Origin of the sequence: Rhizobium sp. R635 (assembly GCF_002211285.1) — a bacterium.
Lineage (GTDB): Bacteria > Pseudomonadota > Alphaproteobacteria > Rhizobiales > Rhizobiaceae > Rhizobium.
In genome coordinates this window covers 135354-154570 of the sequence record NZ_LOKX01000037.1, presented here as the reverse complement: position 1 = coordinate 154570, position 19217 = coordinate 135354, and the positions used below count along the sequence as shown (strand labels likewise).

Annotated in this window: 10 protein-coding genes; 7 read left to right on the top strand and 3 right to left on the bottom strand. The window is 63.2% G+C overall.

Annotation, left to right across the window (positions count from 1 at the left end):
- Positions 1-66 precede the first annotated feature (66 nt).
- Both ATY78_RS27670 and ATY78_RS27665 read right to left on the bottom strand, forming a co-directional pair.
- Positions 67-2526: a penicillin-binding protein 1A gene (locus tag ATY78_RS27670; protein ID WP_088685476.1), complete on the bottom strand. Its 2460-nt coding sequence runs from the start codon at positions 2524-2526 to the stop codon at positions 67-69.
- A gap of 360 nt (positions 2527-2886) precedes the next feature.
- Positions 2887-4146, bottom strand: a complete 1260-nt coding sequence (locus ATY78_RS27665) for an N-acetylmuramoyl-L-alanine amidase (protein WP_088685475.1) — start codon at positions 4144-4146, stop codon at positions 2887-2889.
- A 624-nt stretch (positions 4147-4770) separates the two neighbouring features.
- Between ATY78_RS27665 and ATY78_RS27660 the strand changes: the two genes are divergently transcribed.
- Entirely contained in the window at positions 4771-7647 is a 2877-nt protein-coding gene (locus ATY78_RS27660; protein WP_088685474.1) for a ribonuclease E/G, read from the top strand.
- Between the two features lie 343 nt (positions 7648-7990).
- Here the strand turns inward: ATY78_RS27660 and ATY78_RS27655 are convergent, their stop codons facing one another.
- Positions 7991-9649 (bottom strand): acyl-CoA dehydrogenase family protein, encoded by a 1659-nt coding sequence (locus ATY78_RS27655; protein WP_088685473.1) that lies wholly within the window; start codon positions 9647-9649, stop codon positions 7991-7993.
- Between the two features lie 179 nt (positions 9650-9828).
- Between ATY78_RS27655 and ATY78_RS27650 the strand changes: the two genes are divergently transcribed.
- From ATY78_RS27650 to rnr, 6 genes are all read left to right on the top strand, one after another.
- Positions 9829-10785: an aspartate carbamoyltransferase catalytic subunit gene (locus tag ATY78_RS27650; protein WP_088685472.1), complete on the top strand. Its 957-nt coding sequence runs from the start codon at positions 9829-9831 to the stop codon at positions 10783-10785.
- A complete protein-coding gene (locus ATY78_RS27645; protein WP_088685471.1) occupies positions 10782-12071 on the top strand; it encodes a dihydroorotase in 1290 nt (429 codons plus the stop codon). Before ATY78_RS27650 ends, ATY78_RS27645 begins: the two co-directional genes overlap by 4 nt.
- Before the next feature lie 42 nt (positions 12072-12113).
- On the top strand, positions 12114-12734 hold the full coding sequence (gene plsY / locus ATY78_RS27640) for a glycerol-3-phosphate 1-O-acyltransferase PlsY (protein ID WP_088685470.1): 621 nt from the start codon (positions 12114-12116) through the stop codon (positions 12732-12734).
- A complete protein-coding gene (gene dprA / locus ATY78_RS27635; protein WP_088685469.1) occupies positions 12734-13876 on the top strand; it encodes a DNA-processing protein DprA in 1143 nt (380 codons plus the stop codon). Before plsY ends, dprA begins: the two co-directional genes overlap by 1 nt.
- A gap of 249 nt (positions 13877-14125) precedes the next feature.
- The gene (gene topA, locus ATY78_RS27630; RefSeq protein WP_088685468.1) at positions 14126-16795 is read left to right on the top strand and encodes a type I DNA topoisomerase; all 2670 of its coding nucleotides are present in this window, start codon (positions 14126-14128) and stop codon (positions 16793-16795) included.
- 1 nt (position 16796) lies between these two features.
- Entirely contained in the window at positions 16797-19169 is a 2373-nt protein-coding gene (gene rnr, locus ATY78_RS27625) for a ribonuclease R (protein ID WP_088685467.1), read from the top strand.
- The last annotated feature ends 48 nt before the right edge of the window (positions 19170-19217 follow it).

Below are 19217 nucleotides of genomic sequence, written 5' to 3'. Positions count from 1 at the left end.
GTGACATAGAGACGCCCGCCGCGGATGTAAAGGGCCGCGGCGGGCGTCCAAAAACTCAGACGAGGATTAGAAGAGGCCGGGCGTGCCGGTCTGGACGGCCTGATTGGCCTGCGGCGAGGTCTTCAGGATCTCTTCCGGCGCCATGGTGCTGTCCATGCCGATGACGGAGAAGCTGTCGGCCGGGCCGGTGCCAGGCTTGAAGGCCTCGATGATCGTGTTGGGGTCGCCGTCGACGGCGGCCATGCCGGTCTTGCGGTCGATCGGGATGAGGTTCATGCCTGATGGAATGACGAATTTGGATTCCGGCATGTCCTTGACCGCGGCCTGCATGAATTCGTTGAAGATCGGCGCGGAAAGACCGCCGCCGGTGCCGCCACGGCCGAGCGGAGCCGGCGTATCGAAGCCCATATAGAGGCCGGCGACCAGATCCGGCGTGAAGCCGACGAACCAAGCGTCCTTTTCGTCGTTGGTCGTGCCGGTCTTGCCGGCAACGTCGCGGCCGCCGAGATCGATCTTGCCTGCGGCTGTGCCGCGCTGGATGACGCCCTGCATCATCGAGGTGATCTGGTAGGCGGTCATCGGATCGAGAACGGTCTCGCGGTTGTCGACGACATTAGGCTCTTCCTGGTTCTGCCAGTCGCCGGCATTGCAGCCTTCGCACAGACGCTCTTCATGCTTGAAGATCGTCTTGCCGTAGCGATCCTGGATGCGGTCGATCAATGTCGGCTTGATCTGCTTGCCGCCATTGGCAAGGACCGAATAGGCCGAAACCATGCGCAGCACCGTCGTGTCGCCGGCGCCGAGCGACATGGAGAGGACCGGCAGCATGTGATCGTAGATGCCGAAGCGCTCGGCATATTCGGCAACGATGTTCATGCCGAGATCGTTGGCGAGGCGCACCGTCATCAGGTTGCGCGAATGCTCGATGCCCGAGCGCAGCGTCGAGGGGCCGCCGACTTCGCCGCCGTAATTTTCCGGTTTCCAGACCTGGCCGCCCGAGACGATCTCGATCGGCGCATCCATGATGACGGAGGCGGGCGTATAACCATTGTCCATCGCCGCGGCGTAGACGAAAGGCTTGAAGGAGGAGCCCGGCTGGCGCATCGCCTGGGTGGCGCGGTTGAATTCCGACTGGGCGTAGGAGAAGCCCCCGACCATGGCGAGCACGCGGCCGGTTTTCGGGTCCATGGCGACGAGACCGCCCTGCACCTTCGGCGGCTGACGCAGACGGTAGGAGGTCGACGCATCGTCGCCGAGCTTCTCGACATAGACGACGTCGCCGGGAGCGACGGCGCCCTCCGGCGATTTCGTGGTTTTGCGCGAGCCATCCGCCGAACGGAAGGCCCATTGCATATTCTTGGCGTCGATCGTGCCGCGCTGGCGGTCTGCGGCAACCTTGCCGCTTCCGTCCTTGGCCGGCTGCAGGCCGATGTCGACATTGTCGTCGGACACGGCGAGCACGACGGCGAGCCGCCATTCCGGCACGTCTGTCAGTGCGGGAATATCGGCAAGCGCTTTGCCCCAATCGCCGCTTGCGTCGATCTGCTTGACGGGCCCGTGGAAACCGCGGCGTTCGTCATAGGTCACGAGACCGTCCTGCAGCGCCTTGCGGGCGGCAAGCTGCATCTGCGGATCGAGCGAAGTGCGCACGGAAAGGCCGCCCTCATAGAGGACCTTCTCGCCATATTGATCGATCAGCTGGCGGCGCACGGCTTCGGCGAAATAATCCGAAGCGAAGAGCGAGGGACCGGTGCTGCGGGCGGTGACGCCAAGCGGCTGCTTCTTGGCCTCCTCGCCGTCGCTCTGGCTGACATAGCCGTTCTCGACCATGCGGTCGATCACCCAGTTACGGCGCTCGAGCGCTGCCTCGGGATGGCGGAAAGGATGGTAATTGGCCGGGCCTTTCGGCAGCGATGCCAGATAGGCCGCCTCGGCGACGGTCAACTCCGTGACCGACTTGTTGAAATAGGTGAGTGCCGCGCCGGCGATGCCATAGGAATTCAGGCCGAAGAAGATCTCGTTCAGGTAGAGCTCAAGGATCTTGTCCTTGCTGTAGGCCTGCTCGATACGGAAGGAGAGGATCGCTTCCTTGATCTTGCGGTCGATCGTCTGGTCGGAGCTCAAAAGGAAGTTCTTGGCCACCTGCTGCGTGATTGTGGAGGCGCCGACCGGGCGGCGGCCAGAACCGAAATTCTGCAGGTTGACGAGAATTGCGCGGCCGAGGCCGGTCAGGTCGACGCCCGGGTGGTTGTAGAAATTCTTGTCTTCTGCGGAGAGGAACGCGGCCTTCACGCGATCGGGAATGGCCTGGATCGGCAGGAAGAGACGCTTTTCCTTGGCGTATTCGGCCATCAGAGCGCCGTTGCCTGCGTGGACGCGGGTCGTGACCGGCGGCGCATAGCTGTTCAGAACGGCATAGTCCGGAAGATCCTTCGCGACATTGGCGAGATAGATGGCAATACCCGCCGCCGCGACCAGAAACAGGACGCAGGCCATTCCGAAGAAATATCCAAGAAGTCTAACCATATTTTCAGCTACCGGTCTCTTCGATCTTCAATCGGCGCGGACGCAACGATTGCACAGATCCAGGCAATTTGCACGTTGCGCGCGGCTTACTCCATGAGCGCTACCGCCACAAGCCGATTCCGCGCTTCAAGCTACGAAACATAAGCTGGAGTAACGGCGCGAATGTGAGCAAAATAGGGCTCCTTGCGCCGCATTCACCGGTATATCGGCGTTTCATCGGGAGTGTCACATCCAAGCAACGCCCCTCCCCTGCGCCGGAATGAAGCAGTTTGCTCGCAACTTGATTCAGCCAACACAGATTAGTCTTTGTTTTCAAACGTCTTGCCGCGCCAAAACCGCCGCGCATCCGGATGGCGGAAATCAGCCGCCATTCGCCACGACGGCGGTCCGGTATCGCTTGATTGCTTCGGTCAGGAGATCGGCGATCTTGCCGCGCCAGGTCTCGTCGAGAAGCAGCTTCTCATCCTCGGCATTCGACAGGAACCCGAGCTCGACGAGGATCGACGGCACGTCGGGGGCCTGTAGCACGCGGAAGCCTGCATGGCGGTGCGGATTGTTGATGGTGCCGACCTGATCCCTGAAGGAATTCAGCACGCTTTCGGCGAGCGAGATCGAAAAGGCCTGGGTTTCGCGCCGCGTCAGGTCGAGCAGGATGTCGGCGACCTCAGGCGGCTCGGCAACCGTCTCCTTGCCGGCGATCTGGTCGGAGAGGTTTTCGCGTTCGGCAAGGTCGGCGGCGAGCTTGTCTGAGGCTTTGTCGGAGATCGTATAGACGGTCGCGCCGCGGATATCCTTCTGCCTCAGCGTGTCGGCATGCAGCGAAATGAAGAGGCCGGCATGGTTCTGACGGGCGATCAGCACGCGCTGCGAAAGCGACAGGAACTCGTCATCCTCACGCGTCAGGAAAGCCTTGATGCCCGGCTCCTTGTTCAGCCGCTCGGTCAGAGCCTTGGCGAAAGCAAGCGTCACCTGCTTTTCCTCGGTCTTGGTGTCGACGCCGATCGCGCCGGTATCGATGCCGCCGTGACCGGCATCGACCGCAATGACGAAATCGCCGGGCGCGGCTTTCTCAGGCGCCGGAATGGCGCTCGTCGTCTGGGTCGCCTCGGCCCGATCGTCCCAGGATTGCGTCTTGACCAGCTCGGCAAAGGCCTGCTTGTCGATCATCTCGGCATCGAGCACGAGGCGATGGCCCTTGCCGGTCTCGTCGGCCTGCACCTTGGCGAGCGCCAGCTTCACCGGCCTTGCCGCCGTCAGCACGATGCGGGCGCTCTCCTCGTCCATCTTGCCGTAGCGGATATCCTTGAAGAGGCCGCGGGCGGCCAGATCCTTCGCCGGAAAGCCGAAAGCGGTCGCCGGCAGGTCGATGACGATACGTTCCGGATTGGCGATGTAGTGGACGGAAAAGCGCGGTTCGCGATCGAAATCGATGACGATGCGCGTTCTGGCGTCATCGCCGATGATACGCGCGCCATAGGCGAGCAGCGGATCCTTGGTTTCAGCGGAATCCGCCACCGCCGGCAGGAGACAGCAGGCGACGAGCGCCATCGTCAGAACCCGCCTTGCGAATGTCGATCGCCGCGCTGCGGATTTCGCCGCGATCCGAGCCCTCTTAAACAATAAACCGCCACATCCTATTTATATCGCGATGGACTAGGCACGGCCGGCCGGGATGCCCTCTAACGAAACACCTTTGCCGCCTGCCGAATCGCAACCGCTTGATCCCCAGCTTCTATGCGTTTCGAAATCCATCAATATTATGGCACATTTGGCTTTTCCCTTGCTATTGTGACAGAGAAAACATACAACGAATTTTAGGGTAGAAGTGCTGACGGGATAGAGTCGCCGCAAGGCTGCCAGCCAGATTTGGACCTGGCGCCACATCGGTCATCGTCCGCCGTCTCATGCGCTTCAACCCGAAAACTGGATCCTGATTTTCCGGCTTTTTGTCGGAACTTCATTGGTGGATCAGCCACCACGCTCTCAGGGAGCACCCTCATCGGACCCGAAACGGGTCTTCGTATTTGTCGATCACGCTTGGTTGTTGATGGTTTCGCAGCAGGTTTTATCTGAAGTTTACAGGCCCCGGACCGATACGGTTCCGGCTGCGGTCTGGCTGCTGCTCTCCCCTTCGCGTCAGGCGCGACTTTCATTATCCGGCGCGGCCACGGTGGACCGCATTCTTTCTGTTTCAACAGCAGTCGGGAATGCGCTCTCACGGCCACGCCGAGGAGCACAGCTTACATGGCAGACAAAATGCTTATCGATGCGTCTCACGAGGAAGAGACGCGCGTCGTTGTCGTTCGCGGGAACCGCATAGAAGAATTTGACTTCGAGTCACAGCACAAGAAGCAGATCCGCGGCAACATCTATCTTGCAAAGGTAACGAGGGTCGAACCCTCGCTGCAGGCCGCCTTCGTCGATTACGGCGGCAACCGGCACGGCTTCCTGGCCTTCGCCGAAATCCATCCCGATTATTACCAGATCCCCCTCGCCGACCGTCAGGCGCTGCTTCGCGCCGAGGCCGAGGAACATCGCCGCGACGAGGACGTCGAACACGTCGAAACCGCGCCGATGGTCGATCTTTCGACCCAGGACCAGCCGGATGTCGGCATCGTGCCCGCAGAGGCACCGGCTGCTGCCGTAACGGAAGAGGCCGCGGCGGAAGAGGTTGCCGTAACGGCAGAGGCAGCGGCATCGCCTGAAGCCGCCGAAGAAGCGCCGGCCAAGAAGGCAAGGCCGCGCCGGAGCCGCAAGAAGGTTGCCGAAACGACCGCGACCGAGGATGCCGTTCCCACAGACGTCGAAGCCGAAGGCGCTGCAAGCGTCGACAACGAGGATGACGGCTCGACCGGCGGCACGATGGCCGCGATGGTTGAAACCGATACGATCTCCGAGGACGTCGACACCAGCAAGCGTCGCCACGATGATGACGACGACGACGATGATCACGGTGAAGAGGAAGTCATCGAATCCGTCGGCGCCGAAGACGCGATGGAAGAAGTTCCGGACCGCGTGCAGCGCAAGCCGCGCAAGCAGTACCGCATCCAGGAAGTCATCAAGCGCCGCCAGATCCTGCTGGTGCAGGTCGCCAAGGAAGAGCGCGGCAACAAGGGTGCTGCTCTCACCACCTATCTCTCGCTCGCCGGCCGCTATTCCGTCCTGATGCCGAACACGGCGCGCGGCGGCGGCATTTCCCGCAAGATCACCAATCCGCAGGACCGCAAGCGGCTGAAAGAAATCGCCCGCATGCTCGAAGTGCCGCAGGGCATGGGCGTGATCCTGCGCACGGCTGGCGCCAACCGCACCAAGGTCGAGGTCAAGCGCGACTTCGAATATCTGATGCGCCTGTGGGAGAACGTCCGCACGCTGACGCTCGCTTCCACCGCTCCCTGCCTCGTCTACGAGGAAGGCTCGCTCATCAAGCGCTCGATCCGCGACCTCTACAACAAGGATATCGGCGAGATCATCGTTGCCGGCGAAGAAGGCTATCGTGAAGCGAAAGACTTCATGAAGATGCTGATGCCGAGCCACGCCAAGGTGGTCCAGCCCTATCGCGACATCCATCCGATCTTCTCGCGCTCCGGCATCGAGGCCCAACTCGACCGCATGCTGCAGCCGCAGGTGACGCTGCGTTCCGGCGGCTACCTGATCATGAACCAGACGGAAGCGCTGGTTTCGATCGACGTCAACTCCGGCCGCTCGACGCGCGAACACTCGATCGAGGACACAGCTCTCCAGACGAACCTCGAAGCCGCGGAAGAAATCGCCCGCCAGCTTCGCCTGCGCGACCTTGCCGGCCTGATCGTCATCGACTTCATCGACATGGAAGAGAAGCGCAACAACCGCGCCGTCGAGAAGAAGCTGAAGGAATGCCTGAAGAACGACCGCGCCCGCATCCAGGTCGGCCGGATCTCGCATTTCGGCCTGCTCGAAATGTCACGCCAGCGCATCCGCGCTTCCGTTCTCGAATCGACCACCCAGGTCTGCTCGCATTGCGGCGGCACCGGCCACGTCCGTTCGCAGTCCTCCGTCGCCCTGCATGTGCTGCGCGGCATCGAGGAATATCTGCTCAAGAACACGACGCACAACATCACCGTGCGCACCACGCCCGACATCGCTCTCTACCTGCTCAACCACAAGCGCCAGACGATCGTCGATTACGAAGCCCGCTTCGGCGTCGCGATCATCATCGACGCGGACGGTTCGGTCGGTGCGCAGCACTTCGCGATCGATCGCGGCGAAGCCGTGGAAAACCCGGTCAAGATCGAAAGCCTCTTCAACTTCGCAGCCATTCCCGAGGATGACGACGACGATATCGTCATCGAGGCGGATGAGGACGAAGACGAAGAACTCGAGGAAAAGCCGGCCGCTGCCGAACGCGCCGCGACGGCACGCTCGGAAGGCGAAGGTGACGGCAACCGCAAGCGCAAGCGCCGCAGGCGCCGTCGCGGCCGCAACGGCAATGCCGAGCAGCCGGCTTCGGCTGCGGGCGAAGCCGGCGACGAAGAGGAAGATGGCGAGGACGAAGGCGGCGAAGGCGATGAAAACGCCACCGCCACGACCGAGGCCCGTGCCGAGAGCGAAGAATCGCAGCGCCGTAAGCGCCGCCGTCGCGGCAAGCGCGGCGGTCGCCGCAATCGCGCCGAGGATGGCTCCGAGCTGACGGCCGATGAAGCCGGCGAAAGCAATGGCAGCGACGAGGACGAAGACGACAGCGCTTCGGATGACGTCGCTCCCGCTGAAGCCGCAATCGTCGAGACGGTTGCCGAACAGGCCAGCGAGAGCCAAGCTGTGACGGCTGCCGTCGAGGACGTGGCTGTCGTCGCCGAAGAGGTGAAGCCTGCCCGTGGCCGCGGCCGCCGCAAGCCCGCCGCAACGCCGGTCGAAGAACCGGTAGCGGAAGCGGCGCCCGCCGCCGAAGCCGAACCGGAGGTAGTCGAAGCCTCCGCCGATCTCGCCGCACCCGTCCAGGAAGAGGCAAAGCCGGTTCGCGCCAACCGCGAATCCAACATCTCCTCCTCCGAGCCGACGGTGAAATCCACCCGCAGCGAAGCCGCCGAAAGCGATGACGGCAAGCCGAAGAAAGCCGGCTGGTGGCAGCGCCGCGGCTTCTTCTGAAAGCTGATTTTCGGACGTAAATGATAGATCCGGCCGCGGCGACGCGGCCGGATTTTTGTTTATGGCCAGGGTATCGTTATTGGTCGATCATCCAGCGTTTTTCGCACGTCTGAAACGATGTGCAGAAGGGGACATGCCGCGACCTCGCGATTCCCTCTTCTCCCCGGCGGGGAGAAGGTGCCCGTAGGGCGGATGAGGGGGCCTCGCGGCACAGCATTGATTGCCCTGCCCGCTCAGCATAACAATAACAAATGTTCTGCCGTGTGGCCCCCTCATCCGACCCTGCGGGCCACCTTCTCCCCGCTGGGGAGAAGAGGGTTGTGGCAGCCTCTCCCGCGTGCGATCAGGCCGCCGGCGGATAGAGCAGATCGACGATGTAGCTGGCGTCGAAGCGGGAATCGAGCATGCCGTAGGTGGAGCGCCAGCCGCCGGCAAGGCGTGTCTCGATGAAGGCATCGGCGATGCGTCCTGCTCCGAGCCGATAGAGTTCCGCCGCGCCGGCGGCAAGCGCCAGCTGCTCGACGAGCAGGCGTGCCGCACCCTCGTCCTGTTCGCAGAGCGCGATTGCGGCGCGCAGCACGTCGATCGTCTTCTTGCCGGCGGGACCGAGATCGCGGGCGAGGCCAGCAAAAACCGTCTCGAACAGATCCTTGCCGCGGTTGAGCACGCGCAGCACATCCAGCGCCATGACGTTGCCGGAACCTTCCCAGATGGCGTTGACGGGCGCCTCGCGGTAATGGCGGGCGATCGGGCGCTCCTCGATGTAACCGTTGCCGCCGATGCATTCCATCGCCTCGTAGATCAGCGCCGGGGCGATCTTGCAGCACCAGTATTTGGCGACCGGCGTCATGACGCGGGCATAGGCCGCTTGTTCGGCGTTGCCGCGCGCCTTGTCGAAAGCATCGGCAAGGCGGAAGGACAGCGCGGTGGCGGCAGCGACATCGAGCGCCATATCGGCGAGCACGCGCGTCATGATCGGCTGGTTGACGAGCATCTTGCCAAAGACGCTGCGGCCGCGCGTGTGGTGCACGGCCTCGGCGAGCGAGGCGCGCATCATGCCTGAGGAGGCCAGCGCGCAGTCGAGCCGCGTCAGCGTCACCATGTCGAGGATGGTGCGGATGCCGGCATCCGGGCCGCCGAGCAGGAAGCCGAAAGTATCTGAGAACTCCACCTCGGAAGAGGCATTGGAGCGGTTGCCGACCTTGTCCTTCAGCCGCTGGAACTGAAGGCCGTTGGCGGAGCCATCCTCCAGAAGGCGCGGCACCAGGAAGCAGCCCATGCCCTCCTTGGTCTGCGCCAGCATGATGAAGGCATCGCTCATCGGAGCGGACATGAACCACTTGTGGCCGGACAGCCGGTATATGCCTTCGCTGACCTTTTCGGCCGCGCTCCGGTTGGCCCTGACATCCGTGCCGCCCTGCTTTTCCGTCATGCCCATACCGATGGTGACGGCAGACTTCTGCATGGCCGGCTTGTTCGACGAATCATATTTGCGCGAGAGGATCTTCGGCGCCCAGTCCTTCTGTACGGCGGGAGACGCCGAAAGCGCGGCAACGGAGGCGCTCGTCATCGTCAGCGGGCAGAGATGGCCGGATTCCAGCTGCGCCATCAGATAGAAGCGCGCGGCGCGAACCTTGTGCGCCTCATCCTTGGCTTCGGTATCGGCCTGCGGGTCCCAGACGGAGGAATGCAGGCCGACCGACATCGAGCGGCGCATCAGCGCGTGCCAGGCGGGATGGAATTCGACCACGTCGAGTCGCTCGCCGCGCGGGCCATGGGTGCGCAGCTGCGGCGCGCCCTGGTTAGCCATGCGCGCCAGCTCCTGCGCCTCCGGCGAGGTGACGTAGCGGCCGATATTTTCCAGGTCTTCGCGGATGCCACGCGGCAAAGCAGCCGTCAGATCGACGATCAGCGGATCGGACCGATAGGCATTGATGCCGGACCACAGGCTCGGCTGGTTGAGTTCTGCGAGTTTGTCGTCAGTCCGGTTGGCGGAGGTCATTATTCGCTTCTAGTGCAAGAGCCCGGCAAAAGGAAACCGGAAGTTATGATTCGCGTCATCCTGCTCTATCGGAATTCAGGCGAAAATGCATGGGGACATAAGCCTTTGCCCACAGCGCATGCTTGCCCCGGCGGGCCGCACTCTTTATAGACCCGCCAGAGACAGCAAGAGGCAGGGTCATGGTCTTTTTCCCCCACCGCCACCTCATCGGCATCAAGGGCCTCACCGAGCAGGATATCACCTATCTTCTCGACAAGGCCGACGAAGCCGTCAAGATCAGCCGCCAGCGAGAGAAGAAGACGTCGACGCTGCGCGGACTGACGCAGATCAACCTCTTCTTCGAGGCATCGACCCGCACGCAGGCTTCCTTCGAGCTTGCCGGCAAACGGCTCGGCGCCGACGTCATGAACATGTCGGTCGGCAATTCCTCCGTGAAGAAAGGCGAAACGCTGATCGATACGGCGATGACGCTGAATGCGATGCGCCCCGATGTGCTGGTGATCCGCCATTCGAGCGCGGGAGCGGCCGCCCTTCTCGCCCAAAAGGTCTCCTGCTCAGTCGTCAATGCCGGTGACGGACAGCACGAACATCCGACCCAGGCGCTGCTCGACGCGCTGACGATCCGCCGCGCCAAGGGCAAGCTTTCACGCATCATCGTAGCAATCTGCGGCGACGTGCTGCATTCGCGCGTGGCGCGCTCCAATATCCTGCTGCTGAACGCCATGGGCGCGCGCGTCCGTGTCGTCGCACCCGCCACCCTCCTGCCCGCCGGCATCGCGGATATGGGCGTCGAGGTCTTCCACTCGATGAAGGAAGGGTTGAAGGACGCCGATGTGGTGATGATGCTGCGGCTGCAGCGCGAGCGCATGTCCGGCGCCTTCGTGCCTTCGGTGCGCGAATACTATCACTTCTACGGGCTGGATGCCGAAACGCTGAAGGCGGCAAAGGAAGATGCGCTGGTCATGCATCCCGGCCCGATGAACCGCGGCGTCGAGATCGCCTCCGAGGTGGCAGACGGCCCGCAGAGCGTGATCGCCGAACAGGTGGAGATGGGGGTCGCGGTGCGCATGGCGGTCATGGAGACGCTGCTCGTCTCGCAGAACCAGGGTCCCCGAACCGATGGAATGATGGCATGAGCAACCCGATCGTCCTCAAGAATGTCCGCATCGTCGATCCCTCGCGCAATCTCGACGAGGTGGGCACGATCATCGCCGAAAACGGCGTGATCCTTGCCGCCGGTCACGATGCCCAGAACCAGGGCGCGCCGGAAGGCGCCGTCATCCGCGACTGCACCGGCCTCGTTGCCACGCCCGGCCTCGTCGACGCGCGCGTCCATATCGGCGAACCCGGCGGCGAGCACCGCGAGACCATCGCCTCGGCGAGCCGGGCGGCGGCGGCCGGCGGCGTCACTTCGATCATCATGATGCCGGATACCGATCCGGTCATCGACGACATCGCGCTGGTCGAATTCGTCAAGAAGACGGCGCGGGATACCGCCGCCGTCAACGTCTATCCGGCAGCCGCGATCACCAAGGGCCTTGCCGGCGAGGAGATGACGGAGATCGGCCTTTTGATGCAGGCGGGCGCCGTCGCCTTCACCGATGCCCACTCAAGCGTTCACAACACGCAGGTGCTGCGCCGGATCATGACCTATGCGCGCGAATTCGGCGCCGTCATCTCCTGCGAAACCCGCGACAAATATCTCGGCGTCAACGGCGTCATGCACGAAGGGCTTTTCGCCAGCTGGCTCGGACTGTCAGGCATTCCAAAGGAGGCCGAGCTCATTCCGCTCGAACGTGATCTCAGGATCGCGCAGCTGACGCGCGGCCGTTATCACGCCGCGATGATCTCCGTGCCGGAATCGGTCGAAGCGATCGAACGTGCCCGCAGCCGCGGCGCCAAGGTGACCGCAGGCGTTTCGATCAACAATCTGGCGCTCAACGAAAACGACATCGGCGAATACCGCACCTTCTTCAAGCTCTACCCGCCGCTGCGCCCGGAAGACGACCGGGTGGCGATGGCCGAGGCCGTTGCGAGCGGCGCGATCGACATCATCGTCTCCTCGCACGATCCGCAGGACGTCGATACGAAGCGCCTGCCTTTCGGCGAGGCGGCGGACGGCGCAGTCGGCCTCGAAACCATGCTGGCGGCCGCCCTCAGGCTTCACCATGGCGGCCAGGTAAGCCTGATGCGCCTGATCGATGCCATGTCCACCCGCCCGGCTCAGATTTTCGGCCTCAATGCAGGCACGCTGAAGCCTGGCGCGCCGGCCGATATCACGCTCATCGATCTCGATGAGCCTTGGCTTGTCGCCAAAGACATGCTTCTCTCCCGTTCGAAGAATACGCCGTTCGAGGATGCGCGCTTCAGCGGGCGGGCAATCGCGACATACGTCTCGGGAAAGCTCGTGCACGCACTTTAAGAGACGGTTGGGACGATAAGCCACGGAGGGCTGAGGGGACATATGCTATCCAATCTCATGTCATGGCAGATCACATTGCCGATCGCGCTTGCCGCCGCCGTCATCGGCTATCTCTTCGGCTCCATTCCTTTCGGCCTGATCCTCACCCGCGCCGCCGGCCTCGGTGATGTGCGCAGCATTGGCTCCGGCAATATCGGCGCGACCAACGTGCTCCGAACCGGAAACCGCAAGCTGGCCGCCGCGACGCTGCTGCTCGATGCGCTCAAAGCATCGGCCGCGGCCTGGGTCGTCGGTTATTTCTTCGGTGAGGAGGCTGCGATCATCGCCGGTTTCTTCGCCTTCATCGGCCACCTCTTCCCGGTCTGGATCGGCTTCAAGGGCGGCAAGGGTGTAGCCACCTATATCGGCACCCTGCTCGGCATCGCGCCGATCATGGTCGTGCTCTTCGCCGTCATCTGGCTGACGATCGCCTTCACCACACGCTACTCCTCTCTGTCGGCGCTGGTCGCCATGCTCGTCATCCCGATCGCACTGTGGATCCTCGGCAACGAAAAGGTCGCGGCTGTCATGGCGATCATGACGCTGATCTCCTATTGGAAGCACAAAGCGAATATTTCCCGCCTGATGAGCGGGACGGAAAGCAAGATCGGGGCGAAGGGATAATGGATGCGCTGAGCACGGCGCCAAAGGGCGTTGTACTGACCGAACGACAGCGAATTGCTTGGCTGCGCCTCATCCGTTCCGACAATATCGGCCCTGCGACCTTTCGTGACCTCGTCAATCATTTCGGCTCGGCCGAGGCAGCGCTTGCGGCGCTGCCGGAGCTTTCGGCGCGCGGCGGCGCCACGCGCGCGGTCCGCATTGCCAGCGAGGCCGAGGCGCATCGCGAGCTCGAAGCCGCGCATCGCTTCGGCGCCCGCTTCGTCGGCATCGGCGAACCTGATTATCCGCAAGCGTTGAAGCAGATCGATGGCGCACCACCGCTTCTAGCCGTCAAAGGCGCGCTTGCCGCCGCCAAACGGCCAGCCGTCGGCATCGTCGGCTCCCGCAATGCCTCGATTGCCGGCGCCAAATTCGCAGCGATGGTGGCGCGCGACTGCGGCCGGGCCGGCTATACCGTCGTCTCCGGGCTTGCGCGCGGCATCGACACGGCGGCGCATCGGGCCAGTCTCGAAACAGGCACGATCGCAGCGCTCGCCGGCGGTCTCGACCAGCCCTACCCGCCGGAAAATGTCGGTCTGCTCGATGAGATAACCGGCGGAAACGGCCTCGCGGTGAGCGAGATGCCATTCGGCTGGGAGCCGCGTGCCCGCGACTTCCCGCGCCGCAACCGGCTGATCGCCGGTATCGCGCTCGGCCTCGTGGTCGTCGAAGCGGCAGAACGTTCGGGATCGCTGATCACCGCGCGGCTTGCCGGCGAATTCGGCCGGCTGGTGTTTGCCGTGCCGGGCTCACCGCTCGATCCGCGCTGTCATGGCACCAACGGGTTGCTGAAAGACGGCGCTTCGATCGTTACCGCACCCGCAGATGTCATCGAGTCCCTGGCGCCGGTTGCGCAATTCGATCTCTTCCCATCCTCGATGGCAGAGGAACCGGCGCGTGACGACAAGGCCATGATCGTACCGCCGGGCGATTCCGAGCGGGCGCGGATCATCGATGCGCTCGGACCGACACCGGTCGAGATCGACGACGTCATCCGCCATACCGGCCTTTCCGCATCCGCCGTCTATCTCATCCTTCTGGAACTCGACATATCAGGCAGGCTGCACCGGCATCAGGGTGGCCTCGTCTCCCTTTCCGACTGAGCCCTGCGCGTTTTGAACGAGCGGCTTTGAGAGCTGCAGAAACCGCGTGTTGAAATCGACCTGAAAGCAATTACAAGGTGCATTCGACATGCGATCCCTCTTCGATTGCACCGTACGCAAGAAGTAAAATTGTAGCAAACCCCTTGACCGCAACGATTTCCCTGTCCATGTCGGAGAGCCGGTATCCATGTTGCGCTGAGTGTTGCGCTGGCTTCCACGCCGGCGTGGCTGTTTTTTTAGAGAATCATCATGAATGTTGTAGTGGTGGAATCGCCTGCCAAGGCCAAGACGATCAACAAGTATCTGGGTTCCGGATACAAAGTGCTCGCCTCTTTCGGCCATGTGCGCGATCTGCCTGCCAAGGATGGCTCAGTTCTTCCCGATCAGGATTTCGAAATGCTCTGGGAGGTCGATGGCGCCTCCGCCAAGCGGATGAAGGACATTGCTGACGCAGTGAAATCCTCCGACGGCCTTTTCCTCGCGACCGACCCGGATCGCGAAGGTGAAGCGATTTCCTGGCACGTCCTCGACATGCTGAACAAGAAGCGCGTGCTGAACGGCAAGTCGGTCAAGCGCGTCGTCTTCAACGCGATCACCAAGAAGGCCGTGCTCGACGCGATGGCCGATCCGCGCGATATCGACGTGCCGCTGGTCGACGCCTATCTCGCGCGCCGCGCACTCGACTATCTCGTCGGTTTCAATCTTTCGCCGGTCCTGTGGCGCAAGCTGCCCGGCGCGCGTTCGGCCGGCCGCGTCCAATCGGTCGCGCTTCGCCTGGTCTGCGACCGCGAATCCGAGATCGAGCGCTTCATTTCGGAAGAATACTGGAATCTCTCGGCGCTTCTGAAGACGCCGCGCGGCGACGAGTTCGAGGCAAGGCTGGTCTCGGCGCACGGCAAGCGGCTGCCGCCACGTGCGATCGGCAACGGCGAGGATGCCGGCCGCCTGAAGGCTTTGCTCGAAGGGGCAAGCTATGCCGTCGACACGGTCGAGGCGAAGCCGGTCAAGCGCAATCCGGGACCGCCCTTTACGACTTCGACACTGCAGCAGGCAGCCTCCTCGAATCTCGGCTTCTCCGCCTCGCGCACCATGCAGATCGCCCAGAAGCTCTATGAAGGCGTCGATATCGGCGGCGAGACGGTCGGCCTCATCACCTATATGCGAACCGACGGCGTGCAGATGGCGCCTGAGGCGATCGACGCGGCGCGGCGCGCGATCCTCGACCAGTTCGGCGAACGCTACCTGCCTGAAAAGGCACGCTTCTACTCGACCAAAGCGAAGAATGCCCAGGAGGCGCACGAGGCGATCCGACCGACCGATTTCTACCGCTCTCCTGACCGGGTGCGCAAATTCCTCGACGCCGACCAGATCCGGCTTTACGAGCTGATCTGGAAGCGCGGCATCGCCAGCCAGATGGCGTCGGCCGAGATCGAGCGCACCACGGCTGAGATCACTGCCGACAACAAGGGCGAGAAGGCCGGCCTGCGCGCCGTCGGTTCGGTCATCCGCTTCGACGGTTTCATCGCCGCCTATACCGACCAGAAGGAAGACGGCGAGCAGAGTGACGACGGCGACGAAGATGGCCGCCTGCCGGAGATCAATGCACGCGAGACGCTCGCCAAGCAGAAGATCAATTCGACCCAGCATTTCACCGAGCCGCCGCCGCGCTATTCGGAAGCCTCGCTGATCAAGAAGATGGAAGAGCTCGGCATCGGCCGTCCCTCCACCTATGCTGCGACGCTCGCAACACTGCGCGACCGCGACTATGTGACGATCGACAAGCGCAAGCTGATTCCGCAGGCCAAGGGCCGGCTGGTGACCGCCTTCCTCGAGAGCTTCTTCACCAAATATGTCGAATATGACTTCACTGCCGACCTCGAGGAAAAGCTCGACCGGATTTCCGCAGGCGAGCTGAACTGGAAGCAGGTGCTGCGCGACTTCTGGAAGGATTTCTTCGCGCAGATCGAAGACACCAAGGAACTGCGCGTCACCAACGTGCTCGATTCGCTGAACGAGGCGCTGGCGCCGCTCGTCTTCCCGAAACGGGAGGATGGCGGTGATCCCCGGATCTGCCAGGTCTGCGGCACCGGCAACCTGTCGCTGAAACTCGGCAGATACGGGGCTTTCGTCGGCTGCTCGAACTATCCCGAGTGCAACTACACCCGCCAGCTCTCTTCCGAAAACGGCGGAGAAGCGGAAGGTGTCGCGCTCAACGAACCGAAGAACCTCGGCACCGATCCGACGACCGGCGAGGAACTGACGCTGCGTTCCGGCCGCTTCGGCCCTTATATCCAGCGCGGAGACGGCAAGGAGGCCAAACGTGCTTCACTGCCGAAAGGCTGGAAGCCCGAAGACATCGACTACGAGAAGGCGATGGCTTTGATTTCGCTGCCGCGCGATATCGGCAAACATCCCGAAACCGGCAAGATGATCTCCTCGGGCATCGGCCGCTACGGGCCATTCCTCCTGCATGACGGTTCCTATGCCAATCTGGAAACCGTCGAGGACGTTTTCTCCGTCGGCCTCAACCGCGCCGTGACCGTCATCGCCGAGAAGGCGAACAAGGCGCCAGGCCGCGGTGCGCGCGGCACGCCGGCAGCGCTGAAGACGCTCGGTGATCATCCCGATGGCGGCGCCATTACCGTTCGCGACGGCAAATACGGCCCTTATGTCAATTGGGGCAAGGTCAACGCGACCCTGCCGAAGGGCAAGGATCCGCAGGCGATCACCGTCGAGGAGGCGCTTGCGCTGATCACGGAAAAGGCCGGCAAGGCCCCCGCTGGCAAAACATCGGCAGGCAAGACGGCCAAGGCGAAAGCCAAGCCGAAGGCGGCGGCCGCCGAAGCCAAGACCACCAAGACGGCGGCCAAGCCGAAGACAACGAAGGCGAAAGCGCCCGCAAAATCGAAAAAGAGCTGACGTGAGCAGAATACCGCGCGACAGAACGAACCCTGCGGGCAAGCGCCCCGGCAAGATCGGCCGCGCCGGCAAGGATGCTCCCGCCGTCGAGCCGCTGAACATCGTCCACGGCGCGCTTCCTTCGCGCGAAGTGATCCTGCGCTTCATCGCCGATCATCCGCAGAAGGCTTCGAAGCGCGAACTCGCCAAGGCTTTCGGGCTGAAAGGCGACAGCCGCGTCGAACTCAAGCATATGCTGCAGGAGCTCGAGCAGGAAGGCATGCTGCAGAAGAACCGCAAGTCGCTGATCCGACCCGGTGCCCTTCCGCCCGTCACCGTTCTCGACATCACCACGCGCGATAAGGACGGCGACCTGATCGGCCGGCCGGCGGAATGGCCGGAGGAGCAGGGTGTGGCGCCTGCCGTCGCCATCCGCCAGCAATCGCCGGCAGGCCGCCCGGGCAAGGGCAAGGCGCCCGTCGCCGGCCTCGGCGACCGTATTCTGGCGAAGATCTTCCCGGCCGTCGATCGCGGCGGGCCGGCCTATACGGCGCGTATCATCAAGGTGATCGACAGACGTCGCGGCGCCTCGATGGGCGTCTTCCGCGCCACGCCTGGCGGCGGCGGACGGCTGCTGCCGATCGAGCGGCGCGGCGAGGAGATGGTGATCGATCCCGACTATACCGGCGGCGCCAAGGACGGTGACCTGGTCGAGATCGAAATCGCCCGCCTCGGCCGCTTCGGCCTGCCGCGCGCCAAGGTTCTCTCCGTCGTCGGTTCGGTCGGCTCGGAAAAGGCGATCTCGATGATCGCCATCCATGCGCACGGCATCCCGCATGTCTTCCCGCCAGCCGTCATGGCGGAGGCGGAGGATGCAAAGCCGGCGACGATGTCGCATCGCGAGGATTGGCGCGACGTGCCGCTGATCACCATCGATCCGGCCGACGCCAAGGACCATGACGATGCCGTCTACGCCGAGCTCGACCCCTCGCCCGATAATCCCGGCGGCGTCATCGTCACCGTCGCGATCGCCGATGTCTCCTGGTATGTCCGCCCCAAGTCGCCGCTCGACCGCGAAGCGCTGAAGCGCGGCAACTCGGTCTATTTCCCGGATCGGGTCGTGCCGATGCTGCCGGAGCGCATCTCCAACGATCTCTGCTCGCTGAAGGAAGGCGTCGATCGCCCGGCGCTTGCCGTGCGCATGAGCTTCTCAGGAGAGGGCCGCAAGATCGGCCATACCTTCCATCGCATCATGATGAAGAGTGCTGCCAAGCTTTCCTACCAGCAGGCGCAGGCGGCAATCGACGGAAATCCGGACGACAAGACCGGGCCGATGCTCGAGCCGATCCTGAAGCCGCTCTGGCACGCCTATGGGGTGATGAAGCGCGGACGCGACCGGCGCCAGCCGCTGGAACTCGACATGCCCGAGCGCAAGATCCTGCTGAAATCAGACGGTACCGTCGACCGGGTCTTCGTTCCGCCGCGGCTCGATGCGCACAAGCTGATCGAAGAGATGATGATCCAGGCGAACGTCTGTGCCGCCGAGACGCTGGAAAAGAAGCGCCAGCCGCTGGTCTACCGCATCCATGACGGCCCGACGCTCGCCAAGCAGGAAGTGCTGCGCGAATTCCTGGCCACGCTCGGCATTTCGCTCGCCAAGGGCGGCAACATGCGCGCCAACAGCTTCAACGGCATCCTGGCCAAGGCCGAAGGCACCGCCCACCAGACGATGGTCAATGAGATGGTGCTGCGCTCGCAGAGCCAGGCGATCTACAGCCCTGAGAATATTGGCCACTTCGGCCTCAACCTGATGAAGTACGCCCACTTCACCTCGCCGATCCGCCGCTACGCCGATCTGATCGTGCATCGCGCGCTCGTCGGCTCGCTCGGCTTCGGCGAAGGCGGCATCACGCCCGACGAAGAAGCCACCCTCGACGATATCGCCGCTGAAATCTCGACCTTCGAGCGCCGCGCCATGGCGGCGGAGCGCGAGACCATCGACCGGCTGATCGCCCACCATCTCAGCACCCGCGTCGGCGAGGAATTTTCCGGCCGCGTCTCCGGGGTTACGAAATCGGGCCTCTTTATTGTTTTGCCGGACTATGGCGCGGACGGTTTCGTCCCTATATCTACGCTCGGCACCGATTATTTCATCTATGACGAGGCGCATCAGGCGCTCTCGGGTGAAAAGACGGGGCTCGGCTATCGCCTCGGCGACAGCGTCACCGTGAAGCTTGCCGAAGCAATTCCGCTTGCCGGCGCGCTGCGTTTCGAAATGCTGAGCGAAGGGCGCGAGATGCCGACGGCGGTGCGCTCCTTCCACAAGGCCGGCCGCCGCGACAGGGGCCAGGTTCGCAAGAAACCGGGAACGCGGCCGCCGCGCGGGCGCCGCTAGAGCATGTCGCGCAAAAGTGTGCGGCGGTTTTGCGATAACGACATGCGT

Bases quoted from the DNA above. Each gene is read 5' to 3' on its own strand.
- plsY (WP_088685470.1), top strand. From the start codon at position 12,114: ATGCTATCCAATCTCATGTCATGGCAGATCACATTGCCGATCGCGCTT.
- ATY78_RS27645 (WP_088685471.1), top strand. From the start codon at position 10,782: ATGAGCAACCCGATCGTCCTCAAGAATGTCCGCATCGTCGATCCCTCG.
- ATY78_RS27670 (WP_088685476.1), bottom strand. From the start codon at position 2,526: ATGGTTAGACTTCTTGGATATTTCTTCGGAATGGCCTGCGTCCTGTTT.
- dprA (WP_088685469.1), top strand. From the start codon at position 12,734: ATGGATGCGCTGAGCACGGCGCCAAAGGGCGTTGTACTGACCGAACGA.
- topA (WP_088685468.1), top strand. From the start codon at position 14,126: ATGAATGTTGTAGTGGTGGAATCGCCTGCCAAGGCCAAGACGATCAAC.
- ATY78_RS27660 (WP_088685474.1), top strand. From the start codon at position 4,771: ATGGCAGACAAAATGCTTATCGATGCGTCTCACGAGGAAGAGACGCGC.
- ATY78_RS27650 (WP_088685472.1), top strand. From the start codon at position 9,829: ATGGTCTTTTTCCCCCACCGCCACCTCATCGGCATCAAGGGCCTCACC.
- ATY78_RS27655 (WP_088685473.1), bottom strand. From the start codon at position 9,649: ATGACCTCCGCCAACCGGACTGACGACAAACTCGCAGAACTCAACCAG.